This window comes from Janthinobacterium sp. CG_23.4 (assembly GCF_029892305.1).
GTDB lineage: Bacteria > Pseudomonadota > Gammaproteobacteria > Burkholderiales > Burkholderiaceae_D > Janthinobacterium > Janthinobacterium lividum_D.
In genome coordinates, this window is sequence record NZ_JARXUX010000001.1 from 3951178 (window position 1) to 3963069 (window position 11892).

The 11892-nt window shown below is 58.2% G+C and carries 12 protein-coding genes and 2 pseudogenes; 7 read left to right on the forward strand and 7 right to left on the reverse strand.

The window, feature by feature from the left end; genetic code table 11:
* Window positions 1-273 precede the first annotated feature (273 nt).
* Window positions 274-765, forward strand: a complete 492-nt coding sequence (locus H4V96_RS17690; protein ID WP_196854621.1) for a DUF4265 domain-containing protein — start codon at window positions 274-276, stop codon at window positions 763-765.
* A 97-nt stretch (window positions 766-862) separates the two neighbouring features.
* Here the strand turns inward: H4V96_RS17690 and H4V96_RS17695 are convergent, their stop codons facing one another.
* Entirely contained in the window at window positions 863-1588 is a 726-nt protein-coding gene (locus H4V96_RS17695; protein ID WP_196854620.1) for a pyridoxine 5'-phosphate synthase, read from the reverse strand.
* A gap of 130 nt (window positions 1589-1718) precedes the next feature.
* Between H4V96_RS17695 and H4V96_RS17700 the strand changes: the two genes are divergently transcribed.
* The gene (locus H4V96_RS17700; protein WP_196854619.1) at window positions 1719-2432 is read left to right on the forward strand and encodes a YjjG family noncanonical pyrimidine nucleotidase; all 714 of its coding nucleotides are present in this window, start codon (window positions 1719-1721) and stop codon (window positions 2430-2432) included.
* 50 nt (window positions 2433-2482) lie between these two features.
* Here H4V96_RS17700 and H4V96_RS17705 read toward each other — a convergent pair whose 3' ends face one another.
* Window positions 2483-2818: an FKBP-type peptidyl-prolyl cis-trans isomerase gene (locus tag H4V96_RS17705; protein ID WP_010401140.1), complete on the reverse strand. Its 336-nt coding sequence runs from the start codon at window positions 2816-2818 to the stop codon at window positions 2483-2485.
* A 286-nt stretch (window positions 2819-3104) separates the two neighbouring features.
* Here H4V96_RS17705 and H4V96_RS17710 point away from each other — a divergent pair.
* Both H4V96_RS17710 and H4V96_RS17715 read left to right on the forward strand, forming a co-directional pair.
* Window positions 3105-3809: pseudogene (locus H4V96_RS17710) on the forward strand (IS5 family transposase); the annotation flags it as partial.
* 21 nt (window positions 3810-3830) lie between these two features.
* Window positions 3831-3953, forward strand: a complete 123-nt coding sequence (locus H4V96_RS17715) for a hypothetical protein (protein ID WP_280721086.1) — start codon at window positions 3831-3833, stop codon at window positions 3951-3953.
* Between the two features lie 60 nt (window positions 3954-4013).
* Here the strand turns inward: H4V96_RS17715 and H4V96_RS17720 are convergent, their stop codons facing one another.
* From H4V96_RS17720 to H4V96_RS17730, 3 genes are read right to left on the reverse strand one after another with little or no spacing between them, the layout of a single operon-like run.
* Window positions 4014-4631 (reverse strand): hypothetical protein, encoded by a 618-nt coding sequence (locus H4V96_RS17720; RefSeq protein ID WP_280721087.1) that lies wholly within the window; start codon window positions 4629-4631, stop codon window positions 4014-4016.
* Window positions 4597-7143, reverse strand: coding sequence for a hypothetical protein (locus H4V96_RS17725; protein WP_280721088.1), 2547 nt, complete (start codon window positions 7141-7143; stop codon window positions 4597-4599). Before H4V96_RS17725 ends, H4V96_RS17720 begins: the two co-directional genes overlap by 35 nt.
* Complete coding sequence (locus H4V96_RS17730; RefSeq protein WP_280721089.1) at window positions 7103-7846, reverse strand: SIR2 family protein; 744 nt, start codon at window positions 7844-7846, stop codon at window positions 7103-7105. Before H4V96_RS17730 ends, H4V96_RS17725 begins: the two co-directional genes overlap by 41 nt.
* A 457-nt stretch (window positions 7847-8303) precedes the next feature.
* On the opposite strand from H4V96_RS17730, the gene H4V96_RS17735 reads away from it, so the two are divergent.
* Together H4V96_RS17735 and H4V96_RS17740 are read left to right on the forward strand one after the other, a co-directional pair.
* Window positions 8304-8693, forward strand: coding sequence for a transposase (locus H4V96_RS17735; protein WP_280721090.1), 390 nt, complete (start codon window positions 8304-8306; stop codon window positions 8691-8693).
* Between the two features lie 87 nt (window positions 8694-8780).
* Window positions 8781-9515, forward strand: a complete 735-nt coding sequence (locus tag H4V96_RS17740) for a DDE-type integrase/transposase/recombinase (protein WP_196854618.1) — start codon at window positions 8781-8783, stop codon at window positions 9513-9515.
* 25 nt (window positions 9516-9540) lie between these two features.
* Here the strand turns inward: H4V96_RS17740 and H4V96_RS17745 are convergent.
* Window positions 9541-11048, reverse strand: a protein-coding gene (locus H4V96_RS17745; RefSeq protein ID WP_280721166.1) for an IS3 family transposase whose coding sequence is annotated in 2 segments (ribosomal slippage) — window positions 9541-10631 and window positions 10631-11048 — 1509 coding nt in all. Because the reading frame shifts where the segments join, the coding sequence is not laid out codon by codon here.
* A 119-nt stretch (window positions 11049-11167) separates the two neighbouring features.
* Between H4V96_RS17745 and H4V96_RS17750 the strand changes: the two are divergent.
* Window positions 11168-11404, forward strand: a pseudogene (locus tag H4V96_RS17750) (hypothetical protein); the annotation flags it as partial.
* A 55-nt stretch (window positions 11405-11459) separates the two neighbouring features.
* Here H4V96_RS17750 and H4V96_RS17755 read toward each other — a convergent pair.
* Window positions 11460-11858, reverse strand: coding sequence for a hypothetical protein (locus H4V96_RS17755; RefSeq protein ID WP_280721091.1), 399 nt, complete (start codon window positions 11856-11858; stop codon window positions 11460-11462).
* Window positions 11859-11892 lie beyond the last annotated feature (34 nt).

Consider the following 11892-nt stretch of genomic DNA (forward strand, 5'->3'; position numbering starts at 1 on the left):
CTTCGGCCTGGCATATCGGCCGCCAGGCGCGCGCTCAAGGCACGCTGCGGCGTGCTTTTTTTATATTCCGTATTCTGAAGAGCGCTGCAGGCCGGGCAGCGTCAAACGCGTGGTACTCGGGCACAAAGGCGCGCCTGGAATACGCGCAACAGCGGCAAATGGTCGATACACCGGCCGTACCCGGCCAACTGGCAAGTAGCCGGTACAATGTTGCCACCCCCCCCCCCCCTGGCGCGACGCACATCGCAAGACGCAGGCACGATGAAAGAATGAATGGAAGACATCAATTGCGAAGGCTTGCCGCATATCCGCGTATTGGCAGGAGAGAACACAAACGGCCCCGTGTATGAATCCCTGCCGGCACGCCAGATTGACGAACACGTCTACGAACTACTGGCCTCGCCCGGCCTGACCCTGAACCTGGCGCGCGGCGACATCGTCAGCATCGCCGACCCGCTCGCCCCCGCCGAAGTACTGAAGCGCGGCGGCAACTTCTGCATCCAGATCTACGCCGACGACGTGCCGCAAGAAGCGGTGGAGCAGCTCGAACGCGAGGTGCAAAGCCAGCTGGGTGGCACCATGGATGGCCAATACAATGGCAATCTCACCTTCAGCGTGCCCGGACACCACGGCATCTACAACGTCAACGGCCCCTTCGACGCCTTCCGCACGGCGACGGGCGTGGAATGGTACTTCTCCAATATCTACGCCAATCTCAATGACGACGATGATGAAACCTTGCTGTACTGGTGGGTAGATAGGTAAGCATGCTCGTGCGCCAGGCAGGACCATGGCACAAGGCTGTGCTCCTACCAGCCCCACTCAGACTGCAGCGGCTGGCCAGCGTCGCCGCCCAAGCATCCTACGATTGGCATATCTCAAGGTAGCGGCCGAGTACCTTTTCCATGCCCAGTTCCAGGCATTCCACCACCAGCGCGTGGCCGATCGACACTTCCAGGATGCCGGGTATGTCGAGGAAACGCGCCAGGTTGTGCAAATCGAGGTCGTGCCCGGCATTGACGCCCAGGCCCAGCGCCTGTGCCCGCCGCGCCGCCTGTAGATACGTGTCAAATACGGCATCGGCCTGCGCGCTGCCGTAACTCTCGGCAAACCGCTCCGTGTACAGTTCCACGCGCGCCGCCCCCACCTCGCGCGCCCACTCCAGCGCAGAATAGTCGGCATCGACAAACAGGCTGACGCGGATGCCCAGGTCGTTCAATTGCGCAATGGCGGGACGCAACAACGCCGCATGCTGTTCAATATCCCAACCGTGGTCGGACGTCAACTGGCCCGGCATGTCGGGCACCAGCGTGCATTGCGCCGGACGCGCGCTTTTCACCACATCCAAAAACTGCGCCGTCGGGTAGCCCTCCACATTCAGCTCGCGTCCCCGCTGCGCGCACAGGCGCTGCAACGGGGCAACATCGTCGTAGCGCGCATGGCGCTGATCAGGGCGTGGGTGCAGCGTGATGCCGGCGGCGCCCAGGTCGAGAAAGCGCTCGGAAAACGCGAGCAAGTCGGGGAAATTGCGGCCGCGCGAATTACGCAGCAGGGCGATTTTATTAACGTTAACGGAGAGCTGGGTCATGGGCAGGTATTGAGTGAAAGTGACGAGTCTGACAGCGATTGTAGCGGATCGCGCGCGCAGGCGATGGCCAACCGAACGCGTCGCTACGTGCTACGATGCAAGACAAATTTCCACGAATTCAACACATACCATGACCTACCAGCTATTCCTGCTTGACCTGGACGATACCCTGCTCGATTTCAAGGCTTCCGAAAAACGCTCGTTCCTGCACACCATGCACGAACTGGGGCTGCGCGACGACATCGAGGCCCTGTTCGCGCAATACCAGGCGATCAACGTCGACCTGTGGAAACGTTTCGAAACGGGCGACGTGAGCAAGGACTTCCTGAAAGTGGAGCGCTTCCGCAAAACGTTTGCACTGAGCGGCATAGACCTCGCTCCAGAACTGGCCAGCCGTCTGTATCTGGAATCGCTGCCGGACACGGTCGTACTGATCAATGGCGCCAAGCAAGTGTGCGAAACGCTGTCGCGTATCGGCGAAGTGGGCATCGTCACCAATGGCGTCGAATCCATCCAAAACCGCCGCATCGCCGCCTCCGGCCTGAGCGACTTCATCTCCTTCGTCGCCACCTCCGAAGCATGCGGCCACGCCAAGCCGGACGTGCGCTTCTTCGAGTATGCGACCAAGATGGCGCGCACCTTCAGCAAGGAAACATCGATCATCATCGGCGACAGGCTGGACGCCGACATCCTCGGTGCCAACCGCTATGGCATAGACAGTTGCTGGTTTAATCCGGATGGCCTGGCCAATACCTCAGCCGCCTTGCCCACCTATGAAGTGGCCAGCCTGCATGACATCGTGCCAGCGCTGGACATAGTGCAAGTCAAGCTCAAGCAGGCTTGATCTTGCACCAGCGCAGCACCTGACATACGTTGGCAGCGGCACGCAGCACATCAATCGCGCGTCAGCACTTCCAACAATGCAATCTCGAAGATCAAGTTGGAATGTGGCGCTATCAAGCCCACCTGGCGCTCACCATACGCCAGCGCCGCCGGCACCCACAGCTTGCGCGTACCACCGACCTGCATGCCCTGCAAACCCACAATCCAGCCCTGGATGACCTTGTTATTGCTCAGCACACAGCGAAAAGGCTCACCCCGCTTATGCGACGAGTCAAACTCCGTGCCGTCTTCCAGCCAGCCCCGGTAATGGGCAGTGATCAGGGCACCACGCGCCGCCGCCTTGCCATCGCCCAGCACGATATCGTCAATCTTCACTTCAGCCGTCATCTCGTTTCATCTTTCATCAATCAGCAAGCCGCGATTGTACGGCAGCACGAAAAAAGCCCCGGCAGTCACCCGCCGGGGCTTGATCTATTGCTGCGAAATTCTGGTGGGCCTCCCGTGAGTCGAACACGGCACCAACGGATTATGAGTCCGCCATATCCCCCCGTCCGAAACCAGCATTCCACCGCTAAAAAACACCTAAGGAGGCACTGATTTATTCATCTGGTACCGTTCCCTGCTGCGGTTTGACCTGAGACAATAACGGTATCGCCACCGTCCGCCATCGATCATGCAAAAGAGCTTCTCCGACCTCGAATACGCCGCCAAGAAGAAACTAACGCGGCGCGACCGCTTCCTGGCCGAAATCGACAGCGTGACGCCGTGGGGCAAGCTGCACAAGCTGATCGAGCCGTTCTATCCGAAGGTCGAGGGTGCTGGCCGGCCACCGATTGGATTGGCGCGCATGCTGCGCATGTATGTGGCCCAGCAATGCTTTGGATTGTCTGACGAAGGCATCGAAGACGCAATCTACGACAGCCAATCGATTCGCGCCTTTGTCGGCATCGATCTGGGCCGCGAGTCGGCGCCGGACGCGACGACCTTGCTGAAGTTCCGCCATCTTCTGGAAGCCAACGCGCTGACGCGCCAGATTTTCGACACGATCAACGGGCACTTGGCCGAGAAGGGTCTGATGATGCGCGAAGGCACCATCGTCGACGCCACGCTGATCGCCGCGCCGCCGTCCACCAAAAACAAGGACGGCAAGCGTGATCCGGAGATGCACCAGTCGAAAAAGGGCAATGACTGGCACCTTGGCATGAAGGCCCACGTCGGCGTGGACGCCGCGTCTGGCCTGCTGCATACCGTCATCGGCACGGCCGGCAACGTTGCCGACGTGACGCAGGCGCACGCGCTGCTGCACGGCGGCGAGAGCGCCGCGTTCGGCGACGCCGGCTACCAGGGCGTGGAAAAACGACCCGAAAACATCGGCAAGTAGGTGACATGGCACGTGGCCATGAAGCGCTCCAAACGCAAGGCGCTGCCCAACAATAAACTGGGGCGCCTGACGGAAAAGTTGGAGCATCTGAAAGCCTCGATACGCCTTGAGTTCACCGACGACTTGCTGCGGCGTGTTTGACGATTGACTGGCCTCCTTATAGTTCATGATCGCACTGCGGCGTGAAGCCGCACCGTCAAATCAAATCCCCCGCTTCCGAGAATACTCTCGGAGCCGTAGATAACGGGCATCTTGCGCAAGCTGCGGTACTGCTTGGACGACCTCGTCCAGGCATTGCCCCAACTCCCGGGGGCCCCACTGTTGGTCGGCAATCACGGCATTCAGTAGCTGTAATGCTTCCACAGGGAATCGTCTGCACAGGTCAGATTCGTGCAGTTTATGTACGACGTAGTGCGGGTGTTCAATAGGTCGCAGCCAGTCCTTCACAGCAGCCAAGGCCGTCGAGAATTCGCCCCGGGCGGCAACGACCAGCCGGGCCAGTGATTCAGCGATTCTTGGGGTGGCCAGGTCGCGAGACTTAGGCCAGACCTGTTGCCAGAACGGCTGGGCGCGGTTCTTCCAATAGTCCTCACGCTGATCGGCGGCACTTTCAAGCGCTTGCGAAAGCGCCGTTGCGGATTCTTCCAGCCCTGCTTGCGGCAGCTTGCCAATCGCCGATCGGAATTCCTCCACTGCATATCCATCAGTCGGGCCCAATGCCGCATATGTTAGAAACGCCGCGAACTGCTGGCGGTGCTCGCCAAGATCGGCATAGTGGTTTGCGCTATCCAGGAACTGCGGTTTGAAAGCCGCCAACAAGGGCTGGTACAAGCGTGGCGACCAGAGGAAGCCTTCCCACACGGCTTTTGCTTCGACTGGATTGCTCCAGCTGAACAGCTGGCAACAAGTATTGCTCGGTCCAAGGGCGATCTACACGGAAAAATGCGATCAGTCGCGATCCCAGCAGTACACGGCCGTGGCGGAACCGGTCCACACGCATATCGCACAAGTTGGTGAAGACGGGGCCAATATCGGCTGGAAGTAGATCATTGTCGTTGGGGTTCCGTTTGAACCACAGATTGATTAGGGCTTGCGTGACATGCCCGACGGGGTGGTTGATCGCGGAACCGACAGGGTCATAGGTTTCGACGTCATTTCGGATGATGCGAGAACCTGCGTCTGCTTCCAGCGGTAACTCCAGCACACGGCGGCACAGATCAAGCAGAATGTCCTCGTGGCGGCTGCTCGACTTGGATGCGGCCTCTATCCACCAAGTGACAGCATGTGCAGTCTCCTGAAGTACGGTATCGGGCATGGTCCGCACCAGCGGTGCGGCGTACTGCCAGGAGCGCAAAACCGCGCCTTCTTCGGCCCAGGCCTGCAGTGCCTCGCGCCAGCGGCCGGCCGGCCATACGCCATCCTGTGCCAGATCGCTTAGCGCGAGCAGGCTGTGAAAGAAGCGGGTGCTGCAAACGTCGCGCCATGTATCTTCGTAAAACGGCCGCTGTTCGGATACCGGCTTTCTCAGCCATTGAACAATATCACGCCGCTTTCGAGGTGCAATATCGACATCACGACTGTCCTCATAGTCCGGATCACCGATACCACTCATCCAGTGCGAGAACTCGTCACGCTCGTTGGCTGCCAGCTGCCATTGTGGATTATCATTGGACAGGTCTGCCAGGCGAGCCGCTGCGGTCGCCCCCAACGCGAGGCCCGATACGTTCAGTTTGGCCAGATGCAACCAAACGGAGCGAGCCACTATTTCTTGCCACCGATCCGGCTCCAAATCATCCCGATACATTTCGCGTGGCGGGCCTGCAAGGAGGGCCGCCTCCAAACGTTCCTGAACGCTTCCCGCCAACTGCCGCCCCTGCAGAACGAACAATCTAAACACCTCCCGTCCGGTGTCCGTGGACCACAGCCACCACGTGCCGTCGGCCAATAGCCAATCTACCCAATGCTCAGGCGGGATGCAGTCATCCTGGCTGGCGGCAAACAGGGCCAAGCGTTTGAAGGAAGGATACGATAACTCGAACCAGGCATGCGCAATTCGCGTCGCGCGCGCACCGTCGTTTCCACGAACTGCGATCCACGCATCTCGCAGCAATTCGATCAGACTCACCCAGTCGTGGAAACCCCGGTTTTGCCAGTGTGGTGTGATGGAGGGAAGATGCCAGTGAGAGCGGTCGCTGCGGTCATCGGCCTCACCCAGCTCGCGCGAGAGGTCCAACGCATCCCGCAGCAGTTGCTGTAAGTCCTCAAGCAGCAATGGCAAGGCAGTCACCCAGTGCTCGTCGGCGAGGTCACGCAGAGTCGAATGCACATGATCAACGGCCAGCACGAGTTCCAAGTCCACTAAATGCCTGATCCGCGTGGGTTCGTCAGTACTCGTGTCGCCCTCGGTCCAGCGAAACGGCTTCTTCAAGGCTACCATAGGCGCGAGCAGTTCGCGCAACTCCAGGCGCAGTGTGGTGGTCAGCCCCTCTCGCTTGAGACGTCCCTGCCAGCGATACAGATCGGGATCGTGCCACGGTGATTTCACTCGACCGCTCAGCAGAAGGCGCCATAAGGTGCGCATCAAGGGGCTAGGAACGGACATGGGGGCGTGCAAGCGAATTTCATTCAACTCGGATGTTTTGCCGTCACGCTCCAGTGAAGCAAAGCGATCTAGTTCGTGTTCGATCAGCCAAGTCCAGCGGTCGTGCAACTGCCCACCTCGCTCAGCAACCCATATGAGCAGTCTCGCGTCATTCAGATGACGCACCAGCCAGCGGGCCAAGTGGAACATAACGTCATCCCACTGGCTGCCGGTGACGCCTCCTGAGGCCAGCAGCATAGGTTGGGCGTGGTCATACGGTGCGGGCCTACGAATCAGGCTGAAGCGCAGTTTCGCATCGGTCTCTTCGCGCGGCGGCACATCAAATCGCGCCAGGTCGCCGTGCCCAAAACGCTCATCCGCCAAAGATTCCAGTAGCCAATCCAGTGATGGGACCGGGTTGAAATCAGCAAATCGTTTGGCCGGCAGTCCAGATTTATCCGACAAGGACCACAGCATCCGGCCGACGAAGTTGTCTGACTGCGCGCTGTCTTGTGGCCGGGCTAGGGCATGTTTGACGATGATTGCTTCCTTGCCCTGCACTCCATCTCGGTAAGTGTCTGCCCAAGCGTGCAGAGTCTGGTGCAACGCTGAATGACCGTCGCTACCTGCATGTACGTTATAGAGGATGGGCGTGACGCCCTTGGCTTCCCAATCGATTGTCTTCCTAGACTCCTGCCCTGACTCACAATCACCCAGCGCCCAAGCCTGAGGCGTGGCTTCGCCCAGCATCCGGTCTGCTGCTAGTGCATCCATCATATAGCGCAGTACCGGGTCGTTGATGCATGTAGCCTACAAAGCAGACCACGTAGTTGCGAAACAGCTCACTCACAAAGCGTGCCGCCCAGCGTTCGGTGAGGTAGGCCAAACCGAAATCACCACTGGTAACAACTAGGCGGTTCAGGTCCGTGTCGTCCACCTTCTCGGATAATAGACCGTGCAGATAGACCAGCCCGTTCCAGCGACTGTTTTTTGGGATCGGCAACATCGGTGCTGCGTAGGTTTGAAAAATTTGGCCCGTGCGTTTGCCCGCCACGTGAAATACGCGGTCGAAGTTGGTGGTGACCAGACGAAGCGCCCCCTCGCGGCTGCGAGCCAGGCGCAACAGCGCCGTCTGTGTATCGATGGCCCCCTTGCGGCGGAGTTTAGGCTTCAATGCCTGCACCAATGCACGACGGACGGCCAACCGCTGTCCAGGTAGACGCCGCTCCAGCAGATCTAGTGTGGCATCGAACTGCCCGCGCTCGAACGCCGCGTGCTCGACATCTGAGAGCGCCGTGCCGCTCAGCCGGTAGATATCTTCCACCAGACCTTTGAAACTTGGCAGACCGGCGGGATAAGAAACGCCAGCGCCACAGAAAAACACCACACGGCCTTCCTCGTGCGCTTGCAAGAGTGTATCGGGGATATCGGGACCGTGGGGGACGAACTGCACTCAATGCCTTTCAGTAAAAAACTGCCCAAGCGTCGCGAACAGCGGTGCGACATTGACAAATGTATTAGTGAACAGCAGCACACATTGATTCATTGATAGGTGGAAGACGTTGAAAAATTATAGAAATATAATCAGTTTGATAGCTATTACGGCAATGTTCGGCAAGAAAATTCTTGATGTCCAGGAAACCACCGTTTTTTGAACACTTTCAAGCTCAGCTAGCGGTCAAACAGAGAAGACGGAGCTGACCTATGGCAGCGAAACCACATAGGAATTTCGGAATGTGATTTCGCCTCTAGCCCTATGTGTCAGACTACCTGTCCGGTATCCTCCTGATCAATTTTATCGCTGTAGCGGCGTGTTGATTGGTCGAGTCGGAACTGAGTTCAGCGCAGTGGCGCAGATTTGAATGCCAGCTGGTTGTTGCCTCGGAAGTGACTATCAACGAGAGACAACAATGACGACAAAATACCCTGAAGCATTTATTGAGCAAGCCTTGGTGAAGGTATTTTCACGCGGCAGCAAATCGGTCAATGCGGTGGCCGAGGAGCTGAACGTGAATCACCATACGTTAAAATATTGGATGAAAAATAAATCAATCAACGCCAGTGCCGTCGCTGGCGCAGTAGAGAAACGGCCACAGGATTGGACAGCTGCCGAGCAGCTTGCGGCACTGCAGGAAACTCATGGGCTATCGATGGAAGCGAAGCAGGCCTGGTGCCGCGAAAAAGGCATCTTCTCGCACCATTTAACGAGCTGGCAGGCCGCCTTTTGCGCGCCAAGCAAAGACGCTGTTTCCGGCACCGCCGAGTTGCGAGTACTCAAACAGGAAAACGAGGACAAATGACCTCGATCCTGCAGCGCGACAATGTGATGACGATGATCGCCGAAGCAGGAGCGTGCGTGCGAGGTCATTTCGTTAAGCGGACGCACCTTGCAGCGCTGGAAGAACGACGCGATCAAGGGCATTGGCGATGGCCGTCCAGAGCGGGTGCAGACGCCGAAAAACCGTCTCAGCGATCAGGAACGAGAACAGGTTCTGACGGTCGCCAACTCGGTCGAATTTGGTCATCTTCCACCGGGCCAGATCGTGCCGCGCCTGGCCGACCAGGGCGTGTATATCGCATCCGAATCGACGTTCCACCGCTTCTTGAAGGCGACAGGTCAACTCAAGCACCGTAGTGCCATGCAGCCGGCCAAGGCACGCAGCAAACCGCGCGCCTTGAGGGCGACTGCGTCCGGCCAGTTGTTCAGCTGGGATATCACCTATTTGCCTACAGACGTCAAAGGCATTTACTTTTACCTGTACCTGTTCATGGACATTTACAGCCGTAAAATCGTTGGCTGGCAGATCTACAACGCTGAAAGCTCGGACCTGGCGAGCGAAGTGATGCGCGACATCTGTGCCCGTGAGCGAATCGCCCCTGACCAGGTGGTGCTGCACTCAGATAATGGTAGCCCTATGAAAGGTGCAAGCATGCTGGCCACGTTACAGGAGCTTGGCGTGGCGCCATCGTTCAGCCGACCGGCCGTCAGCAATGACAGCCCGTACTCCGAAGCGCTGTTCAAGACGTTGAAGTATCGACCAGCGTATCCGCGACGCCCGTCTGCAACCTTACTGGCAGCACGCCAATGGGTCGGTTCCTTTGTGCACTGGTATAACCGGTAGTTGTCAACAAAGATGTCGCGTCAAGTCATGCAGCTTTTCTTAATTCCTCTGGTGGTTTCCGTTCTGGATTCAGCCAGACTTCATCGTTCAATTCCCAATCCCGCGTAGTCCCGGCCCAGCGCTCAGGATGGCGTTGTTTGGCGGCCTCGTAGACTTGCTTGCGGTATTTTAGGATCGCTCCGTCCCGACCATCATGGCGCTGCGCAGGCGTCACGAATTTCAGGCCGCTGTGCTTGTGCTGATGGTTGTACCACTGCACAAATGACAGCGTCCATTGTCGCGCCTTTTCGATACTTTCAAACGGTTTGCTCGGATAGTTTGGCCGGTATTTGCAAGTCCGGAACAGCGACTCGGCGTAGGCGTTATCGTTGCTCACACGGGGTCTGCTGAACGACGGCATGATCCCAAGCTTTTCCAGCGTCGCCAACATTGTGGAGCCTTTCATTGAGCTGCCATTATCCGAGTGGAGCACCACCTCACGCCCGGCCAGCCCCTCGGCCAAGCTGGCCTTGCGCATCAGCAGCGACGCCATTTCCGCAGACTCGGCGACGTTCACTTCGTGCGCGACGATCTTGCGGCTGTAGACGTCAAGAACCATGTACCAGTAAAGATACAAGCCTCGCACGCTGGTCGGCAGCCAAGTGATGTCCCACGCCCACAAGCGGTTCGGCTCGGTTGCGCAGTGGCTTGTGACGACCCTTGTGCTGGGCTTCTTGGCTCGGCCGCGGTGATGCTGCTGCTTCTCGTCTTTCAATATCCGGTAGACGGTCGATTCTGATGCTAGATACTCGCCCCGATCAGCCAAGGTCGGCACGATCTGGCTAGGTGGACTACTGGCAAATTCAGGGCTGTTGGCAACCTTCACAATCTGCTGGCGTTCCTCTTCGCTCAATTTGTTGGCCGGTGCCACGCGCCGACTGCCTTTGCGCCCGTCCGCCTGACTGCCATCACTGCCCTGCATCCAGCGCTGGTAGGTTCGAAGGCTGATCTCCAGCGCACCACACGCCTGCGCACGGCGACATCCGCCGTCAACAGCTTCTTCAACTAGCGTAATCACTTGCTGGCGATCTGGGGCGCAGATCAATCGTCCTCTGGCTCCCCCCAGATCGCCTGGGCTTTTTTTCTGAGAATGATCAGCGCCGCCGCCTCCGCCAGTGCCTTCTCTTTACGCTGCAAATCCTTCTTCAATTGCTTGATTTCCTTGCGGTCGCTTTTGCCTTGCGCGCGCAGTTCGCGGTGACGCTCGGCCGGCGCTTCATTGGCCTGCTGGCAGGCCTCGCGCCAATCGGCAACCTGCTCGACGAACAAGCCTTTGCTCCTGCAGTATTGAGCCAGTTCGGCCTCGTTCATGCGTGCTGTCTCCAGCACCACCCCAAATTTATCCGCCGACGACCACACCACGGCATTCTTTCCATTTCCCGGCACCGCCACTCCCTGAGATTGTAGATTTCGTCGCCAAGTATAAAGTGTCTGTTCCGAGATACCATTCTCCTTTGCCAAGGCCGATACCGGCCTGTTCTCCGGCGGCATCATTTGCCGAAGGATGGCTTCCTTGCGCTCTGCTGGATACTGATTCACTATACGTCTTTGCTCCGCCCCCGGATGGATTAAAGTGATTCAAGTGACGCGACATCTATCCTGACATAGGGGGTAACGAAGAACACCGCCACAGCGCCATCGGCTTCGTGACGCCAATGCAGCGCCACGCCGGCCTTGATACGGCCCTTCTGGCCGCGCGCAACGACGTGTATGAGGTTGCGAAACGCAATCGCCCTGAGCGCTGGAGCGGTCCGACGCGCAATTGGAAACCGGTCGCCGTCGTGCATTTAAATCCGGACAAAACCACTGACAACCTTGAAGGAAAAACGCAATTACGAAAAGCTGCATGAATGGCCTAATAGGCAACAACTAGCTTGCAAGATTCCGACCCCGCCGACAAAATGCCTAGCAGCTCACGGTCGCGATGCTCCCCCCGGTTCGGAGATTGACCCCAATCCAGCATCGGTAGCCGTTTCCATCCCCCTTCGGGCTGAAGGTGCACTGCACGCCGCCCTTGCGGCGATCACGGTCGCCCTTCTCCTGACTACATGTCGGGTGGCGATCAGGGCCAATCGAATCAAAAATCTCTCTCGCAGGCTGGCCTTCAATAGCGATAGCCAGCTTGCGGTCTTTCGCCGTTGGCGCTTCACGCTCTGCCAGTTGATGTCCGGCGAAAATGGTGAAGCTCGCACGAAGTGGTTTCCAGGCAGCCGACGGCTCTGCGGCATACGCCCACGATAGCAGTGCTGTTGCGCCGAAGGCCAGCCATGTCGATATTCGCATCTCAACCTCGAAGTAGTACATGGAAATGGTCGTCGTGTTTGACCATCTTGCTGAC

Coding starts and splice junctions, on each gene's coding strand:
- H4V96_RS17690 (WP_196854621.1), top strand. CDS start 274: ATGGAAGACATCAATTGCGAAGGCTTGCCGCATATCCGCGTATTGGCA.
- H4V96_RS17695 (WP_196854620.1), bottom strand. CDS start 1,588: ATGACCCAGCTCTCCGTTAACGTTAATAAAATCGCCCTGCTGCGTAAT.
- H4V96_RS17700 (WP_196854619.1), top strand. CDS start 1,719: ATGACCTACCAGCTATTCCTGCTTGACCTGGACGATACCCTGCTCGAT.
- H4V96_RS17705 (WP_010401140.1), bottom strand. CDS start 2,818: ATGACGGCTGAAGTGAAGATTGACGATATCGTGCTGGGCGATGGCAAG.
- H4V96_RS17715 (WP_280721086.1), top strand. CDS start 3,831: ATGAAGCGCTCCAAACGCAAGGCGCTGCCCAACAATAAACTGGGGCGC.
- H4V96_RS17725 (WP_280721088.1), bottom strand. CDS start 7,143: ATGCTGGGCGAAGCCACGCCTCAGGCTTGGGCGCTGGGTGATTGTGAG.
- H4V96_RS17735 (WP_280721090.1), top strand. CDS start 8,304: ATGACGACAAAATACCCTGAAGCATTTATTGAGCAAGCCTTGGTGAAG.
- H4V96_RS17755 (WP_280721091.1), bottom strand. CDS start 11,858: ATGTACTACTTCGAGGTTGAGATGCGAATATCGACATGGCTGGCCTTC.